The 17,757-nt window shown below is 39.7% G+C and carries 19 protein-coding genes and 1 pseudogene; 9 read left to right on the top strand and 11 right to left on the bottom strand.

What is annotated here, in order from left to right; genetic code table 11:
* Positions 1-36: 36 nt before the first annotated feature.
* The gene (locus HGD76_RS20755) at positions 37-606 is read right to left on the bottom strand and encodes a pentapeptide repeat-containing protein (protein WP_148766329.1); all 570 of its coding nucleotides are present in this window, start codon (positions 604-606) and stop codon (positions 37-39) included.
* 184 nt (positions 607-790) lie between these two features.
* On the opposite strand from HGD76_RS20755, the gene HGD76_RS20750 reads away from it, so the two are divergent.
* Positions 791-1,369 carry a hypothetical protein gene (locus tag HGD76_RS20750; RefSeq protein WP_168696893.1) on the top strand — a complete coding sequence of 193 codons (579 nt, stop codon included), beginning with the start codon at positions 791-793 and terminating at the stop codon, positions 1,367-1,369.
* 10 nt (positions 1,370-1,379) lie between these two features.
* Here HGD76_RS20750 and HGD76_RS20745 read toward each other — a convergent pair whose 3' ends face one another.
* Positions 1,380-3,569, bottom strand: a complete 2,190-nt coding sequence (locus HGD76_RS20745) for a DNA phosphorothioation-associated putative methyltransferase (protein WP_233466946.1) — start codon at positions 3,567-3,569, stop codon at positions 1,380-1,382.
* Between the two features lie 393 nt (positions 3,570-3,962).
* Between HGD76_RS20745 and HGD76_RS20740 the strand changes: the two genes are divergently transcribed.
* Positions 3,963-4,181 (top strand): hypothetical protein, encoded by a 219-nt coding sequence (locus HGD76_RS20740; protein WP_015080587.1) that lies wholly within the window; start codon positions 3,963-3,965, stop codon positions 4,179-4,181.
* Positions 4,182-4,198: 17 nt separating this feature from the next.
* Here the strand turns inward: HGD76_RS20740 and ribD are convergent, their stop codons facing one another.
* Both ribD and mreD read right to left on the bottom strand, forming a co-directional pair.
* Positions 4,199-5,380: a bifunctional diaminohydroxyphosphoribosylaminopyrimidine deaminase/5-amino-6-(5-phosphoribosylamino)uracil reductase RibD gene (gene ribD, locus HGD76_RS20735; protein ID WP_168696891.1), complete on the bottom strand. Its 1,182-nt coding sequence runs from the start codon at positions 5,378-5,380 to the stop codon at positions 4,199-4,201.
* Positions 5,381-5,385: 5 nt separating this feature from the next.
* Positions 5,386-6,003 carry a rod shape-determining protein MreD gene (gene mreD / locus HGD76_RS20730; protein ID WP_168696890.1) on the bottom strand — a complete coding sequence of 206 codons (618 nt, stop codon included), beginning with the start codon at positions 6,001-6,003 and terminating at the stop codon, positions 5,386-5,388.
* Between the two features lie 705 nt (positions 6,004-6,708).
* On the opposite strand from mreD, the gene HGD76_RS20725 reads away from it, so the two are divergent.
* Positions 6,709-7,434: a hypothetical protein gene (locus HGD76_RS20725; RefSeq protein WP_148766339.1), complete on the top strand. Its 726-nt coding sequence runs from the start codon at positions 6,709-6,711 to the stop codon at positions 7,432-7,434.
* Between the two features lie 195 nt (positions 7,435-7,629).
* Here HGD76_RS20725 and HGD76_RS20720 read toward each other — a convergent pair whose 3' ends face one another.
* Entirely contained in the window at positions 7,630-8,766 is a 1,137-nt protein-coding gene (locus tag HGD76_RS20720) for a quinone-dependent dihydroorotate dehydrogenase (RefSeq protein WP_168696889.1), read from the bottom strand.
* Between the two features lie 97 nt (positions 8,767-8,863).
* On the opposite strand from HGD76_RS20720, the gene HGD76_RS26005 reads away from it, so the two are divergent.
* From HGD76_RS26005 to HGD76_RS20705, 4 genes are all read left to right on the top strand, one after another.
* Positions 8,864-8,998: a hypothetical protein gene (locus HGD76_RS26005; protein ID WP_267904281.1), complete on the top strand. Its 135-nt coding sequence runs from the start codon at positions 8,864-8,866 to the stop codon at positions 8,996-8,998.
* A gap of 16 nt (positions 8,999-9,014) precedes the next feature.
* A complete protein-coding gene (locus tag HGD76_RS20715) occupies positions 9,015-9,170 on the top strand; it encodes a DUF2256 domain-containing protein (protein ID WP_015080582.1) in 156 nt (51 codons plus the stop codon).
* 108 nt (positions 9,171-9,278) lie between these two features.
* Positions 9,279-10,223, top strand: a complete 945-nt coding sequence (locus HGD76_RS20710; RefSeq protein WP_168696888.1) for an isoaspartyl peptidase/L-asparaginase — start codon at positions 9,279-9,281, stop codon at positions 10,221-10,223.
* Between the two features lie 169 nt (positions 10,224-10,392).
* Complete coding sequence (locus HGD76_RS20705; protein ID WP_168697519.1) at positions 10,393-11,835, top strand: RecQ family ATP-dependent DNA helicase; 1,443 nt, start codon at positions 10,393-10,395, stop codon at positions 11,833-11,835.
* A gap of 131 nt (positions 11,836-11,966) precedes the next feature.
* On the opposite strand, the gene HGD76_RS20700 is transcribed toward HGD76_RS20705, so the two are convergent.
* The 4 genes from HGD76_RS20700 to HGD76_RS20685 form a co-directional block, all read right to left on the bottom strand.
* On the bottom strand, positions 11,967-12,461 hold the full coding sequence (locus HGD76_RS20700; RefSeq protein WP_168697518.1) for a hypothetical protein: 495 nt from the start codon (positions 12,459-12,461) through the stop codon (positions 11,967-11,969).
* 78 nt (positions 12,462-12,539) lie between these two features.
* Positions 12,540-13,304, bottom strand: coding sequence for an energy-coupling factor ABC transporter ATP-binding protein (locus HGD76_RS20695; protein WP_168633264.1), 765 nt, complete (start codon positions 13,302-13,304; stop codon positions 12,540-12,542).
* Between the two features lie 10 nt (positions 13,305-13,314).
* On the bottom strand, positions 13,315-13,974 hold the full coding sequence (locus HGD76_RS20690; RefSeq protein WP_168696887.1) for an energy-coupling factor transporter transmembrane component T family protein: 660 nt from the start codon (positions 13,972-13,974) through the stop codon (positions 13,315-13,317).
* Positions 13,967-14,890, bottom strand: coding sequence for an energy-coupling factor ABC transporter permease (locus HGD76_RS20685; protein WP_168696886.1), 924 nt, complete (start codon positions 14,888-14,890; stop codon positions 13,967-13,969). The genes HGD76_RS20690 and HGD76_RS20685 overlap by 8 nt, the downstream gene beginning before the upstream one ends.
* A gap of 228 nt (positions 14,891-15,118) precedes the next feature.
* On the opposite strand from HGD76_RS20685, the gene HGD76_RS26320 reads away from it, so the two are divergent.
* Positions 15,119-15,268: an element excision factor XisH family protein gene (locus HGD76_RS26320; protein ID WP_168697517.1), complete on the top strand. Its 150-nt coding sequence runs from the start codon at positions 15,119-15,121 to the stop codon at positions 15,266-15,268.
* Positions 15,256-15,691, top strand: a pseudogene (locus tag HGD76_RS26315) (XisI protein). Before HGD76_RS26320 ends, HGD76_RS26315 begins: the two are co-directional and overlap by 13 nt.
* Before the next feature lie 183 nt (positions 15,692-15,874).
* On the opposite strand, the gene HGD76_RS20665 reads toward HGD76_RS26315, so the two are convergent.
* Together HGD76_RS20665 and HGD76_RS20660 are read right to left on the bottom strand one after the other, a co-directional pair.
* On the bottom strand, positions 15,875-16,045 hold the full coding sequence (locus HGD76_RS20665) for a hypothetical protein (RefSeq protein WP_168696884.1): 171 nt from the start codon (positions 16,043-16,045) through the stop codon (positions 15,875-15,877).
* A 249-nt stretch (positions 16,046-16,294) separates the two neighbouring features.
* Positions 16,295-17,737, bottom strand: coding sequence for a phosphoglucomutase/phosphomannomutase family protein (locus tag HGD76_RS20660; RefSeq protein ID WP_168696883.1), 1,443 nt, complete (start codon positions 17,735-17,737; stop codon positions 16,295-16,297).
* Positions 17,738-17,757: the final 20 nt, after the last annotated feature.

Here is a 17,757-nt window from a genome sequence, read left to right as displayed (position 1 = left end):
GATTCCAAGAATGGATTGCATCAGTAATGCCAAACATCAACTATGAATGCTACCATCAGGCATAATCGCCCCAGTTAAGAAAGTTTCACTCATATCTGTATCATCTAAATTAGCTCCAGTTAAATTTACTTCGCACAAATTAGCCTCGCTTAAATCAGCACCACTCAAGTCCGCACCTTGTAAATCTGCTTTCCACATTCTCACACCTCCCATTTTTGCACCACTGAGATTTGCACCCTGTAAGTTTGCGGCGGAAATTGATGCCATGTGTAAATTAGCATCACACAAGTTAGCACCACTTAACAATGCACCACTGAGATCTGATTCATTTAAATGAGCAGTTGTTAATGTAGCTTGAGTTAAATCAGCACCACAGAGAATAACTTCGGATAAATGCGCTCTTGCTAATGTTGCTCCTTGAAGATTCGCTTTACTCAAATTAGCTCCACTCAAAGAAGCTGCTGTCAGGTTTGCTCCTCTTAAATCTGCTCTACCGAAGTCCACCCCACCCAAATTGACTCCTTGCAAATTTGCTCCTGGTAAAGCAATACAGGTAAAGCTTCTTTCTCCTGTCGCGTATCTAGCTAAAAGTTCTTGAACATTCATACTTTTCTAGACCTTGGTAAGTAGTCGGACAAAATTTAAAATATAATTAAATCTTGATTAATCCTGTTGTTTATTTAAACTAAACATAAATTTATTCACATTTTCTAACTTCTGGGCAATTAATGAACCAGAACTTTAGCAAATGCTACAATAAAATCACCGGACTCATTGCTATCCAGTATTTATGAATACTCACAATTTAAAATTAGGAAAATATCTAACCTTAGAAGAATTTTGTACCTGCACTCAAACTTATCATAAATATGCCGAAAATATCAACCCATATCCACAAAATCTACCAGAAGTAATTCCCGCATTACAGGATTTAAATAAATTTATCATTGACCCAATTATAGATTATTTTAGTAGAGAAAAATTTCAACTTACCTACGGTTTTTGTTCTCCAGACCTAAAAAAGTATCTTGAGAAAAAAGACCCAGTTACAGGTCAAAAAAATGGACGTGTAGCCCCCAATCTCGACCAACATATTAGCCATGAAATCAACAAAAATGGTACATACTACTGTAAAAGATTAGGTGCAGCTTGTGATTTTCTAATTACAGACTTACCCAGCACAGAACTAGTAGAATGGATATTACAAACAAAACTACCCTTTGATTCCCTGTATTTTTACAGTCCCCACCAACCAATTCACATTAGTTATGGACAACAACATAAACGAGATATTTGGACATTTAATAACTCAGGAATCCCCACAAAAAAAGGAATCGAAAACTGGATAAAACTAGCAAAACAAACTTAAAAAAATCTCTCTATTCCTCCTCTCCGTGTCTCTGTGACTCGTTAGAAATATTCTTTCTTCTTTGTCTAGTTCTCAAAGCTGCTTTAAGTGCTTTCAACTTATAAGCATCTGCATCTTTAGCCCAAAATAACCTATAACCATCAATAACAGTACAATTTTCCTTTAAACATTTTTTCCAGCCAGAAACATGACTAATACTGTGCCAATTATCTAAAAGTCCTCTATCTTCTTCTTGACGAGTTAACTTAGCAAATTTCTCATATTGGGGATAATCAGAAGTAACTAAAGCATCTATTTGGTGTAAGATTGGTGGATCATCTTCTAAATCATAATCCTGATAAGTAACGTGCAAATCTCGCAAATCAATTGTCATCACTTTTGATAAAATGGGATGAGGATTAATATCAAAATCAGGATAAAATAAATAAGAAATCTTCGGTGTTTTCAGATGGAATTTAATCACATTTGCTTCTTCTAATCTTCCCAGAGTCCGACTAGCGCAACCTTCATACAGGCGTAATAAAGGGTCAACTGCTTGTAGTGCGGAAATATGCACCCAAAGGGAATTAGGTAATTTTTTACCAACCTTGCTTTCTTGACAGCGTTTAATAATGAGTTCTGTATTTCCCAAGCTGCGTAACATTTGGTCAGCATCTAAACAAGCTTGTTTATAACTACTATATAAACCAATTATGTCCTCTTGGACTGCTGGGGATAATTGTCCTAATCGGGGACGACGGCTAAAATTGCACAGCGCTAAATAAACCATCAAATCTTGACGGCGTTTGTCAGCGATCGCTTGCCATTCTTCTGTGTCAGTTGCCTGTATAATGACATTAAAAGCCCGGCGTAAACTCCCAAATTCCTCAGCAATTTCCGCTGCTTGAGGTAATTCTCCCTTAATAGGCATTCTTCCCCGTTCCGTCAGAAAATTCATCAAAGGCGTTAATAATTCCTGATGTTCCTCAAACTGTTTTACACAAAGACGGATTCTGGGAGTAGTCGCCCGGGAACGAAACCGAGAAGCGCGAAATAACTCCGCTTCAGCATCATCTCGAAACACAAAATAAACCCCCAAAGCCACAGGAATTGCGTCAACTCCTAATACTTGGTCAATGTAAATTTTTAATTCTTCTTGTTCATAATATTTCTGAAATGTGTTACGATTCGTGATAATGCCATCGCCATAAGCAATTACACCCCGCTTAATATCAGATATCAACACTTGGGCGGCTACTAACAGCACCTTTTGAGTCAGTTCCCAAGCTTGAATTAAAGCTTCCCGGCGCTCGCTTTGATGCTCAATGACATTAATCACAAAACCAATATTCACAATATCCGCAGCGATTCTCGGTGTATGTGCAGAATAATAAGGGTCCCAGCCATAACTTGTATAACCCTGTTCAGCAATGCGGGTAACGTCTCCACCATGTCCACAACCATAATCAAAAAAGGTAGTTTCTGGACTAAATAAGCTCGATTCCAAGGCTAAACGCACAGGACGGGATAAATCAGGACGAATAATAGCGGCTTTGTGGCGTTCTATTTTGGGAACTATATTTGTAATTGTAGAACTGCTTTCGCGTTTAATCAAGCTATGTCCTTGTACCTCCACCCCAAAAACTTGTAGCCGTTGTTCCCAACCCAACTTAGTACCAATTCCCCTAGTATGATTAAGTAAACCTAAAGCGACTTGAGCGCGAGTTAAAGCTGCAAACTCTTGATAGAGGGGATATTCTGGAGTTACAAAAGTTTCTTTGCGGTGCAGAATGGGGGGATTTTCCGAATCGCTGTAATCCCGATAACCAACTTCTAGAGTTTCTACGTCAACCTGAATACTAGCTTGTAAAGCCGGATGAGGATCAGTATCAAAATCAGGATAAAATAGATAGGAAATCTTGGGTTTATTCGTGCTAAATTTAACTAAAGTTGCAGACTGAACTTTAAGTAAGGCACTAGTTCGACTACTTCGACTACGCTCAGTACAAGTTCGCTCAGTACAAGTACGGGCGCGGTTTTCATATTCCTGAAGCCAAGGGTCAAGAGTATGTAAGGCTAAAATATGAATGTAAAACGCATCAGGTAAAATTTTGCCAACAGGATTGTTTTGGCAATATTGATTTATACTATTTAGATCAATAGAATGAAACGTTGGGGGGTTTTCCGCAACTGCATTCCTTATGTTATCAGGTTGAACCATTACTTTGTCATCTTGTAAAAATATAGATAACCTGGTTACATTTACTTTAATACAAAAAATCTGAAATTGGAAGTTAATAAACTTTAATCTCCCAGCCAAAACCGCTCAAACTCTGATTTTTCCCTGTTCCCTGTTCCCTGTTCCCTGTTCCCTTCTTTTTGTGAAAAGAGTAAAAGACAACAAAAAAAACTTTTACCAATTACCAATTGTGATCTTAGTTAAGTAAAATTAAGTTAATTCATATAACTTGACATTTCTTCATTTTCAGCAAAATATTTGCCCATTTATTAAATTTTTAATAATAGTTATATCTAGTTGTAGATTTAGGCAGTTAATTAATATCAGAACTGTATAATCTGAAAATAACTAAATTAATGATTAAATAGAGGCCGAATGAGTCCAACAATCATGCGTCAGTTTTGGTCTATCGTTGAAGCCACTCACACAGTAACGCTTTTGCAGCTTGATGATACTAGTTTGGTACAGTGGTTAGTTAAACAAATCACGAATCAAGCCTTTTTAGATGCCCATGAAATTGATTTTCTCTGTGATTACATTCAATCTCGGCTAACTCTGATTCGTGATTTAGCTTATGAACGCCAAGAATCATAGCTGAGTATCTGTGCTATTTATTTTATTTTGGGTGGTAAATAACCTTCCACCAAGCAATCATTACCAACAACACGCCAACTGACACGCTCTAAAAGTAACGCTTCAGTCATATTGGTCAAACCTAATTCTCCCACAGGTGTAGGAGCATGATCTCCACCAATAATTTTGGGGGCGATAAATGCCATAATTTTTTGGACAGCGCCTTGAGCGATCGCACTAGCTGCTAAAATACCACCACATTCCCATAGCACGCTACAAAACCCGCGCTCATATAAATGACTCATGACTGCTTCTGGGGTGAGTGAGCTAAATTCCACCACTTCCACCCCTTTGTCGCGCAGCATTTTTTGAAAAGCCTGTGAACTACCAACTGCCGTTACAACCAAAGTTGGAGCTTCCTGAGTATCCCATAGCCGAGCTTGTTCTGGTAAATTTAGACTACGACTCATCACCACTCGCAGGGGATTATGAGCCTCAACTTGATGGCTAGTCAAATAAGGGTTATCTTTTCTAACCGTATTCCCACCAACAATCACCGCATCACAAGCCGCTCGCAGTTGATAAACCTCAGTGCGAGCATCTTGATTTGTTACCCAAGCACTATGACCTGCAGTAGTGGCGATTTTACCATCTAAAGTCATAGCATATTTCAAAATTCCTAAAGGTCGTTGATAGAGAATACGATGAATAAAACCTTCATTTAATCGCCGACAAGCCGCCTCCTCTACTCCAACTATCACTTCTATCCCAGCAGCCCGTAACCGCGCAATTCCAGCACCTGCTACCAAGGGATTAGGATCAACCATCCCTACTACCACCTTAGACACACCCGCATTAATCAACCCTTGGGAACAGGGAGGAGTACGTCCATAGTGGTTACAAGGTTCAAGACTCACATAAATAGTGCTTCCTCGCGCCCGTTCTCCCGCTGCTCTCAGGGCAAAAACTTCGGCGTGAGGTTCACCAGCACAAGGATGAAATCCTTCTCCCACAATCTCCCCATTTTGGACAATCACCGCCCCCACCAAGGGATTTGGTGAAGTGCGTCCTAAGGCAGTCCGGGCTAATTCCACACACCTTCCCATCATGCGAGAGTCAAAGTCATCACCTACTATTTCTGGGACTACAGGCTGTGTTATAAGTTGAGGATCTTGAGGTAATGATGCAGATTTGGGAGAGACTCCCGGAAAATTATCCATTTGACTTACGAATTACGAATTAATTTCATCTGCTGCCACCAGCGATTAAGAGGATAATAAACCACAGGCGCCCACAAACTACTGAGAATTGCCGAAGCTAAGGTAGCCCGTTGGTAATATGTCCAAATACTGGCTGCATGACGATTTCCTGCCCAAGATAACTGGAAAGCAAAAATAGTGTCTGCCACTACAGCCATCACAAATACAATTAAAGCAATGGAAATAAAGTCTTCTTGAATAAACCGCTGTTTTTGCATCAGGGCTGTTAACATTCCCACAATTCCCAAACTCAAGGCATGAGTTGGATCAGGTGATGTCATTGCGTCTTGCAATAGCCCCAAAATGATCCCTGACAGCAGACCAGAAAATACTGAGCGATTGACACTCCAAGCCACTACCCAAATGAGTAGCCAATTAGGACCAATGCCTAATAATTCCATTCCGGGGAGACGAGTTGGCAACATTAGTAAACATAACATGACAGTTAAAAATATTACCATCCAATCCATAAATTGATGCCACCAAGGATGCCAAAGTGCTAATGGGGGAATCAAAAAATAGGATTTTCGTCCGGTTGAAGTTGATTTTTTATCTCTGTCACCAGGAAATCCAGGTATCTTCATAAGATATCGCGGTAAGTGGGAAACTCAGTCCCTTTAGGGCTGAGAGGGAAGCGACACGTGCGGTTTTAACCGCTGTGGATATTAAAATTGAAACCAGATTTTTGATTGGAATCTGGAAACCAACTCCCATTTCTGGGGTAATGTTAGCAACGACTGCGTTATAAGAGCTTGTTAGACTTGCAACACTGTTTCAGTGACCTTAAAACTGTTTAATTGCAAATGACAGAGCAGGGAACTAGCTACGCATTCCGGGGTGTCGTGACTCAAATAACGGCTACCCTTCGACTACGCTCAGGGTGGTCTGGTCAGCACGGCTTGCTTGATTACTCTTGCAAGCCCAGTCCCTTTAGGGCTGGGTTACTGACTGTTTGGCAATTGGTGATTGATGATTATAGTAGCTTTTAGCGGTCAGCAATTAGGAGTACAATCCTTTCGGTGTAAGCCTCTGGGGTGAAAATTAGAATCTCATTCCAGTGCATACCGCTATATCATCGCTTAATTTTAATCTTTGTGAACCTAATCTGACTACACACCAATTTCTCAAAGGCTTGAAAAATATACTGAGATAATTGGTTACTTTTTTATTGTATCAGTAGCTTTTGCCGAATAATTAGCGACAATTTTGCCGAAAGATACAAACAAATGGCCAAATTTTTGCCAAGATAGAGATATTATTTTGTAAAAATTCACTTGGCAAAAATCAGTATGAGTGAAAAAACCATAGAAAGCCCAGGCAAAAGTTTTCTCGTTCTAATTTTGCCGATATCGTTTTTGATTGTTTTCCTGGTTAATACCTGGAAAGTTTTACTGGTAATCTTAGCGCTATTAATGGTTTTCAACCTTTGGCAGCAATCTAGATGGGAAAAGTGGTGCAACCAAGTTAACCCACTCTTTTATGAATTGGTTGAGGAAAATCATGGCAAAATTACACCCATGGACTTGGCAATCAAGGGTAATTTTTCGGCAGAGGCGGCAAAACGCTATTTAGATGGCAAAGCTAAGGAATTTGGTGCTAGTGTACTAGATTCAGAAAATGAGGAGGATCAATCGTACTACTTTATTAATGCCAGTATTCTTGGTGATATTCTTGATAGTAGTGAATTGGTAGAAAAACTTCCCGATCAACCAGTTACTAAAATTGCCCGTTCGTTTTTAGCTCCACCTCCACCTATTTCCCCGGAGGGAGAAGCGCAATCTGAATCCTTATCTGTTCCTACCCACGAGGAAGTGAGAAAACCTCTAGAAGAACAGTTAGTTTTTGGTTCACTGATTCAATCTGAATTAGCTAAACGGCTAAATGTCTATTCCAGCACGGTTTACAAGCGACGCAATGACCCAGATTTTGCCCAGTGGTGTCGTAGCCGTGATCCTGATGGTATTGCTTGGTCCTATTCTCGTAGGTCTAAGGAGTTTTTCCCCATCGAAGAATAGGAGGCAGGAGGCAGGGAGCAGTTTTACCACTGACAACTGTACGGGCGAAGCATTTGGATAACTATTTTTGGCAATGACCGATAATTTATCTTCCAAATGCTTCGCCCCTACTAACAACTAACTACTGTACGGGCGAAGCATTTGGATAACTATTTTTGGCAATGACCGATAATTTATCTTCCAAATGCTTCGCCCCTACTGACCAATCCCAATCGCTTGACAGATGGATGTTAGTCCATTTTCTTCTAGCTTGGTTAATAAACCGGACATGATCCGGCGTACCATCATTGGTCCTTCATAGATCCAGCCTGTATAAGTTTGAATAAGACAAGCACCGGCTGTGATTTTTTCCCAAGCATCTTCAGCGGTAAATATACCACCTACACCAATGATAGGCATTTGCCCTTGGGTTTGTTGGTAAATGAAGCGAATTACTTCTGTGGAGCGATCTCTCACTGGTTTTCCGCTAATTCCTCCCGCTTCCTCTTGGGGGGATTTACCAGTTTTTTCAATAATTTGGGTTTTGAGTCCTTCCCGGCTAATCGTGGTGTTGGTGGCGATTAAACCAGCAATTCGGTAGGTTTTAACCAGAGCAATAATGTCAGATATTGCTTCCCATTCTAAATCGGGGGCTATCTTCACAAATATCGGTTTCTGTGCAATGTTTTCCTGCTGTAGCATATCCAAGATTTGACTGAGCATGGTAGCATCCTGGAGCGATCGCAATCCCGGTGTATTGGGAGAGGAAACATTAACTACAAAATAATCACCCAAATCCTTCAGTAATCGAAAACTCTCTAGATAATCCTGCGCTGCTAGTTCCAAGGATGTTATCTTAGACTTACCTAAGTTTATTCCTATCGGTATTGGGATTGGGTAAATTAAATGTTGTTTTGCCTCTGTTAATCTTGCGGCCATTGCGACAGCACCAGCATTATTAAAACCCATCCGGTTAAGTGCCGCTTGATCTAAAGGCAAACGAAATAAACGGGGAGGAGGATTTCCTGGTTGGGGGTGATAAGTAACAGTACCCAATTCAGCAAAACCAAAACCAAAATTATGCCAGATATTAGCGCCAACGCCGTCTTTGTCAAATCCAGCCGCCAAACCCAAAGGATTAGGAAATTTCATTCCTAGTATGGTTTGTTCTAATCGTGGATCATTTAGACATAGATATTGCTGAAGGAGGTTGTTTAACCAATTGGTATAAGGATAATAACTGGCTTTCGACAGCCAATTTAGACTACCGATGGTTTGTTTGTGCAACCACTCCGGTTCGGTTTTTACCAGAGTAAATAGAACATGACTAACTAATGCTTTATAAATATCCAATTTAGGGTAACATCTATCAATTATTAACACATACCAAAGCTAAAATCCATTAGGAATGTATACCAGGCATCTTCATATATATTACTATAACTTATAATTGGCAGCAAAAAAAATTAAAGATGCTAAACAACAAATTATATCTTTGGGGCAACTTATCCAAAATTTGAGAGAAGATGATAGACTTTATTCACTAATTAAAACTACTATTGCTTATCTTCAAGAATGGTTTTAACTTTGTATTGATTATGATGGGGCGTGTTCGTTCTAAATCTGATTTACCAGAAAAAATCTGTGTAGTCTGTCAACGTCCATTTGCTTGGCGGAAAAAATGGCAAGATTGCTGGGATGAAGTGAAATATTGCTCAGAACGTTGTCGTCGTCGTCGTTCTCACGCAAAAAATTAACAACTAACAACTGTACGGGCGAAGCATTTGGAGAACTATTTTTGGCAATGACCGATAATTTATCTTCCAAATGCTTCGCCCCTACTGACAAAATAAATGACAAAATAAATGACATTACAAATACAACCTAAATTAATTATTCATGGTGGTGCTGGTAGTTCTATCCAAGGTAAGGGAGGATTAATCGCAGTCCGCAATTCTCTTTCTCAGATTGTTGCGGAAGTCTATGCTCTTTTGCTGACGGGTGCAAGTGCGACTGAGGCTGTAGTTCGGGGTTGTCAGATGTTGGAAGATGAACCCCGGTTTAATGCTGGTACTGGTTCTGTACTGCAATCTGATGGACAAATCCGCATGAGTGCTTCTATTATGGATGGGACAACGGGGCGCTTTAGTGGTGTGATTAATGTGTCACGGGTGAAGAATCCGATTGAAATGGCGCTGTTTTTACAAGATGCTGATGATCGGGTTTTGTCTGATTACGGTGCGGCTGAGTTGGCGCGGGAGTTGCAACTGCCTAGTTATAATGCTCTAACTGATTTGCGCTTGAAAGAGTGGACTCTAGAACGTCAGGATAACTTTAAAAGAACCATGGCTGGGGTAGTAGCAGAACCAGAAATGGCGGAAAGTGCTGGTAGGGGGACTATTGGTGTTGTGGCTTTAGATGGCTATGGTAAATTAGCTGCTGGTACTTCCACAGGTGGTAAAGGCTTTGAACGCATTGGGCGAGTCAGTGATTCGGCGATGCCAGCGGGTAATTATGCAACTAGTCATGCAGCAGTTAGTTGTACGGGCATTGGGGAAGATATTATTGATGAGTGTTTAGCCGCTAAAGTTGTGGTGCGCGTTACTGATGGAATGTCACTACAGGAGGCTATGCAGCGATCATTTACGGAAGCTAAGAGGAATAATCGGGATTTTGGAGCGATCGCTCTTGATGCCACTGGTGCGATATCCTATGGTAAAACCTGCGAAGTATTACTGGCTGCTTACCATAATGGAGAAAGCATTGGTGATACTTTGGAATGGAATGATCAAGAACTAATTGGTCAGTAGTCAGTAGGGGCGAAGCATTTGGAAGATAAATTATCGGTCATTGCCAAAAATAGTTCTCCAAATGCTTCGCCCGTACAGTTGTCAGTTGTCAGTTGTCAGTGGGAAGAGTAAAGATAAATATTTTCCTTATTTTCCCACTTATTCTTTTTTGTGCTTTTGTGATAAGAAAATGAATCTCCCAGTAACACAATCTTGGCAAGATGTTCGCGCAGCATTAAAAGCGATTTGGGGATATGACGATTTTCGTCCTCCTCAAAAAGAAATTGTTAACTGTTTAATATCACAAAAAGATTCACTAATTATTATGCCCACAGGTGGGGGGAAGTCAATTTGTTTTCAACTTCCTGCCCTACTACAAACAGGATTAACTTTAATAGTTTCTCCTTTGGTAGCTTTAATGGAAAACCAAGTTGAGGAATTACGTCAACTGTCACAAAAAGCAGCACTTTTACACAGTGAATTAACTCCATCTCAACGCCAGGCAACCTTGCAAGCTTTAGAAAAACAGCAATTAAGATTATTATATTTATCACCAGAAACCTTACTCAGTCCAGCAGTGTGGAAAAAGTTATGTAATCCCCAACTGCAAATTAATGGTTTAATTCTGGATGAAGCCCATTGTTTAGTGCAGTGGGGTGATAGTTTTCGTCCAGCTTATCGGCGTTTAGGGGCTGTGCGTGAAGCGTTACTAAAATCAAAACCACCGGGAACAAAAATTAGTATAGCAGCTTTTACAGCCACGGCTGATCCTTTAGCCCAAAAGATTATTTCTACAGTTTTAAAATTAGACAAACCTGAGATTTTTCGGATTAATCCCTATCGGGAAAATTTAAATCCTATTGTCCGAATTGCTTGGACTCCTAAAGGGAGAAAGCAACAATTATTAAAGTTTATTCAAAAACGACCAAATCAAGTTGGTTTAATTTATGTACGGACTCGAAGAGATAGTGAAAATTTAACCGAATGGTTAACAGAAAATGGCTTTCATACTGCTAGTTATCATGCAGGATTAAGTCCAACAGAACGCCGGAATATTGAAGCTAGTTGGTTAGGTGGAAAAATCCTTTTTGTGGTGTGTAATCGTGCTTTTGGCATGGGGATAAACAAGTCAGATGTCCGCTGGGTAGTTCATTTTCATGCGCCACATTTATTATCTGAATATGTGCAAGAAATAGGCAGGGCTGGAAGAGATGGAAAACCCGCTGATGTTTTAACTTTAGTAAGTGAACCGACGGGATTTTTAGATGCTGAGGATAAGCAAAGCCAGAAATTTTTTGCAGCACAAATGAAATTGCAACAACAAAAAGCCCAACAATTAGCGAAACAATTACCACCCCAAGGAGAAATAAATACTGTAATTAAGGAATTTCCCAATAGTGCTGTGGCACTTTCTCTTCTCCATAGTAATGGACAATTAGAATGGCTTGATCCTTTTCATTATTCTATGTCTTTGCCGTCAGGAAAACCAGCAAAAACACAATTACAAGCTGCTAAACAAATGAGTGAATATCTTACTACTAAAAAATGTCGTTGGCAGTTTTTATTAAATGCTTTTGGGTTTGAAACAACGACTAATTGGCGTTGTGGACATTGTGATAATTGTGGAAATTAATCATCCCACATTTTACAAAATCCCATTAACAAAAAGCTTAGTTGGTAGTAATAAAAAATCCAAGATTAAAAATTAAAAAAAGAAAAGTGAAGAATCTAACTCTTGAATTTTTAATTTTTAATTCTCAATTTTTAATTCTTAGTTGCTTCTGCTTGGCTACAATATTTATTTAATTGAACGCCTAAAGCATCTGATTCTTTACCAGCAGTTTTAGCTGCGGTTGTCAGTGCGGAATCAATTTCTCTTCTAGCTTTTTCAACTTTTACTCTACCATCTGATGATGCTTCTGCTTTCTTAGTATCTGCAAGAGCTTGAGAAGCCTTGGCTATGGCTTCACTAAGATGATCAAAGATTTTGATAAAACTGGTTTCAAATTCTTGCAGTTTGGGGTCTTTTAAATTTAATTCCTGAATGGATTTGGTGACATTTTTCAAGTCTTTGGATAATTGCAAGCTAGTTGATGCTTGCTGACCTTTTTTAATATCAATCAGTGATGTACCCTGATTGACAACTGCAACTAATCGCTGACATTGGGAGGTTTTAGTCTCGCTGCAACTAGTAATTAACAAAGCAATGCTCAGGCTAACAGGAGCAATAACTGGATAACGGGAAAACAACATTAACATCCCAAGAGCAATAAAATCCCCTAAATAGTAAGCCAGATGATCATTAATTTGCAATTAGGAATTTCTGTGTTGAGCAGTTTACCAATCTACTGGCAACCCTAATTTATCTAAGGTTTTGCCATCTTGCAACAGTGGTTGAATGTCACTGTCTATTTGAATTTTACCAGTAGAGAGGACTAAAGCCCGTTGGGTGACTCTTCCTAGCCAATTGAGATCATGGGAAGCTATTAACATCACTTGTACGGGCAATTTTAATAATACTTGGGCTAAATGTCGTCGCCATGCTGGATCAAGTCCGTTGGTAGGTTCGTCTAAGATGAGAATGGCAGGATCTAGGGCTAAAATTGCGGCTAAGGCGGCTAAACGTCTTTGTCCTCCAGAAAGTTCATGGGCGGAACGATGGGCGTAGGACTCTAATCCAAAGTCCGCTAATAGTTGATGGGCTTTATCTTTAGCGGCTATAGATGAGACACCATAATTAAGAGGTCCGAAAGTAACATCTTCGAGGATTGTGGGCATAAATAATTGGTCGTTAGCATCTTGGAACGTAAAACCAATTTGTTGCCGTATTTGCGGGAGAGTGTTTGGCAATATGGGGATGCCGTTAATCCAGATTTTGCCGCTTTGGGGATGTTTTAAACCAATCAGGTTTTCTAGCAAGGTGCTTTTACCTGAACCTGTAGCACCCATTAAAGCGACGCGATCGCCTGTTTGTAGGCTAAAAGAAATTTCTTGTAGTACGGGTTGCTGGTGCGAATAGGCATATACCAGATTTTGGACTTCAACGACATTTGTATGCGGTTGCGAAAGGGAAATTTGGGGATTAGAAGTTAATGATGTCAAGATTCACCACTCAAATAACAGTAAGGTAGGAACTTAGGGTTAAACAAGTAGCTGTCACCCCAGCTATTAACAAGATAAAACGTTCTTTTGGTTTGAGGGGGGAATCTATGGGTAATTGTCCGTTATATCCACGGGCTACCATAGCAGCATAAACTCTTTCGGCTCTGTCTAAGGTGCGGAGATACAACGCCCCAATCATCGAAGCACTGGCATAGCGTAACCATCCTCCAGCACCTTTTAGCCCTCGTAATTGGGCGCTGCGCTGCATTCGCGTTACTTCTAAAAGTAATATTTCTAAATATTGCGCGGCTAAGATCAGGTTTTCCTTTAATGGTGCAGGTATTGGTAAGCTTTTGAGGGCGATACCCAAACTGTGGGGGGGTAAGGTTAATAAGAAACTATTCATCGTAATTAAACAAATTAGGGAACGCACAAGCAAAAAACTAGCTCGTTCCCATCCCAATGGTAAAGCCATCAATGATAGAAAAATTAATTCTGCACCGAGTAATCCGCCTAATTTGCGAATGGGTACTTGTAAGATACAAACCCAAATAAGGGCGATCGCCCCATATACTAGTAAATTAGACCAAGTATGATGTTTTAAAAAAGCTGCCCCAATCACAATGATCAGGGATAACTGCAAGCGTAATGGTAAGGAAATTTTAAGCATTCTTAGGTTTTATCACTTTGGCAATTCCAAAAGCCACAGCAAAGCAAGCTGTAGAACCCACTAAACCAGCAATACTTGTCCCAATTTGTCCTAAACCTTTAATTTCATAATCAGCCAAAGGTGTTGGTACTACCACTCTGACTTGTTCAGCTAAGTTGATAAAGCCCATGTTTTCTGCCACCTTTTCTAAACCATCAGGCCAAGCAGAGGCAAATAGAGACAACACACCCGAAATTAATAAAATACTGACAACGGGAACTAACCAGCCTCTAACTTTGTGTTCTTCACCTGGTAACAAATCTGGACGGGCTGTGGCTAAATAGGTTAATACACCCCCGGTAATTAATCCTTCTCCAATACCAATCAAAATATGTACACCTGCCATCGTGGGTAAAACTATGTTGGCTGGTGCTGTTCCAGACAGGGCTAATTGAATGGCACAAGCTACAGCGGCGACAACTACGCTCACTCCGGCTGCTATGCCTGCTGCCAGGGGTAAACGCCGTTGAGAACCGCCCAATAGTCGTTGTAAGGTTTGGGTTAATCCCCACGCTACCCACACGCCGATTACTCCCATGTTTAAAATATTTGCACCCAAGGCGGTGATACCACCATCAGCAAATAGCACAGCTTGAATAATTAAAACTGTGGCAATACATAGCATTCCCGCCCAAGGACTACCTAAAATAATGGCCGCTAAAGCCCCTCCTAATAAGTGGCCGCTAGTTCCTCCCGCTACGGGAAAATTAATCATTTGGGCGGCGAAAATAAAGGCTGTGGTTAAGCCAAGAATGGGAGCGCGACGAATGCCAAAGGCTGTTTGCGATCGCTCAAAAGCTACAAATAAGGCGGCTGCACTGGCTAAACTGGTGGCGGCTGCAACTGGCACAGAAATAAATCCATCGGGTATGTGCATGAGATTGGTGTTTTTTTAATGTGTTTTTTGCAAACTAATTGTAAGTAATATAACGACTAACAAAATTAATAGCAAACTAAAATTTAGCTCCTTTGACAATACCCTATTGGTAGATATTTTGGGATTTTATTTAGGATAATTTTTCAATAAAAAATACGTCAAATTATATATTTGTTTTTTGAATTGTTAACATTTATAAATCTTTATGACATATTCTCATAATTCTAACTGCTACGGATATTATATTTAGCAGTTCCTATTACTGTTTACAATGAATTTTTTATACTGCCTTTTATTCAATCAGTTATTAAAACAAATCAACTTTATTTAGTAGTTTATAATATTGAAAAAGAGGTAATAGCAGAATGGCAAAATTAGCAGAATATCGGCAATATATTCAGAACTTACTGAAACAACACGCTAGTATGGTTTGGGATAAACGCATTCAAGCACAGACAATTTTTGATCTTGAAAATAACCATTATCAATTAATTTATGTAGGTTGGCGTGATCAAAATCGTATTTATGGACCTGTTTTACATCTATAGGGCTACTATTTGATTTTTGAACAAGCTGTAAACCGTAAACCCCATCGAATCAACGATTGAGTCTCAGTATAATGAACAACAATCAAACCGGATTCCTATAGATATTATTGATGATAAAATCTGGATTCAGCAAGATGGTACAGAGGTAGGAATTGCTAATGAATTGGTTGAATTAGGTGTACCGAAAGAAGATATTGTTTTAGGTTTTCAATTGCCTTCAGTCCGCAAATATACAGATTTTGCTGTTAGTTAATTAAATTTCAATTGTCTGATAGCGAAGCGTGGCGTAGTTGAGGGGGCGACAAAATAGTCTAAAAAGCTTATCAGATAAAGATTATACCGATTTATGGTAAAAAAAGATAGAAGCACTTTTCTCAATAAGGACTATCTATTGATAATATTACCTGAATTCTACAAAACACACATAAAAAATCAATTAAATCTGGCAGAGTATATCTTTGATTACCCAACGATTATCTGACGCTAGTTTGCACTCCTTGGATATTTCAAAGTTTTGTGGTGTTGTTTCTTGTTGTTTCTCTTTTCTATACATTTTAACGCTTTTTGCTGCAAGAGGTTTTACCCATTTTAACCCTTTTTCTTGCACATTTTCTATCTTCTATCCCCTGAATCTCTTAATTTATCCAGGTTTTAGCTTTATTCAGCAAGCCCTAATTAAGAGAGGAAATTGATTAAAACCCGTTTCTAGATAAATCGCAATAAAGTCCCCAACCCATCACCAAAACCCGATAAAATACCCAAACAACATCTTACAAAATAGCCATTTATCCGGGGAATAAATTCCCCGTCTCATAGTTAAAGTCGGTTAAAACCGACTAGGAATTGAAGTTATTAATTAATTGGATTCAGCCCAATTTTTTGCCCAATTTAGGGTTTGATGAACTTCTTCCAGAGTTGCGGCTTCACAATAAAGACGTAAAACTGGTTCAGTTCCGCTAAATCTAATCATTAACCAACTTTGATCAGCCAAACGGAATTTATAACCATCAATTGTTTGACAACCAATGACTTCTTTACCCGTAATTTCCATCAAAGGTTGGGATTGCAACTGTTTTAATAGTCGCCCTCTAACTTCCATATTTGCTAAAGGTAAATCAATGCGATCATAGCTGGATAAAAAACCAGTTTGTTGTTGTAAATAGCGATAATATTCACCTAAATCCAACCCCGATTCCACCACAGCTTCTAATACATAAAGTGCTGATAATAAAGCATCACGTTCGGGAATATGGCTACCATAACCAATGCCACCAGATTCTTCACCACCTAGTAATACCTGCGTCGCTAACATTCGGTCAGCAATGTATTTATAACCTACTGCTGTTTCATGGATAGAAAGGTTATGTAATGCGGCTACACGAGGCATTAAGTCTGAACCGCTGACAGTTTTAACGATTTCGCCCTGAAAGTTCCGCCGTAGGGTTAAATGGTCAATTAAAATGGGAATTAAGACTTGGGAACTGAGGAAATTAGCATCTTGATCTACTGCCGCAATGCGATCGCAATCTCCATCAAATACCAAACCCACAGTTAAACCGGTTTTATGGGTTTGCCGATGGGTTTTCATAACTGTAAATAGTCGGGAAAGATACTTTGGTAAAGGTTCAGGCGCACCACCTTCAAATAGAGGATCACGATCGCTATTAATTTCCTTAACTTGTTCCCCTAATAATCGGGCTAATCCCCCAGCCGCTGCCCCGTGCATGACATCCACAAATATTGTTAACTTCCCAGTTGCGATCGCTTCTTTGATTTTGTCAATATCAACTTTAGCGGCTAATGCTTGACAATAACTCGGCCAAGGATCAAAGGTTTTTTCCTTACCTGGAATCGCTGCTGGGGCAACTTTTTCTGATAATAAAGCCTCTATCTCTTGAGTAACTTCCGGTGGTACTGAACCACCAAAAGCACTTTTAACTTTTAATCCTAAATATGCACCAGGATTATGACTAGCTGTCACAACTAATGCCCCTAACGCCTTGAGTTCTTTAGCCGCCCAACTGTAAGCTGGAGTTGGGGCGAAAGTTTCGCTAAACAGGACATCAAAACCCACTGCGGTGACGGCATTGGCAACCACACGGGCAAACTCTTCCGCCATAAATCGGCGGTCATAACCGACAATAATCGTCCGGCTACCTACTTCAGAAAAGTAAGTATTATGTAAAACTTTGGCTGCTACGGTTGCGACTAATGCCAAGCGTTCAAAGGTAAACTCCTCACCTATCACACCCCTCCAACCATCTGTACCAAACTTGATTGGGTTAGTTACAACTGACATAAAAATATCCTAAATTTCTC

The organism is Dolichospermum flos-aquae CCAP 1403/13F (genome assembly GCF_012516395.1).
GTDB lineage: Bacteria > Cyanobacteriota > Cyanobacteriia > Cyanobacteriales > Nostocaceae > Dolichospermum > Dolichospermum lemmermannii.
Note: the sequence above shows the minus strand (reverse complement) of the source record. Positions and strands in the feature narration are given on the sequence as shown.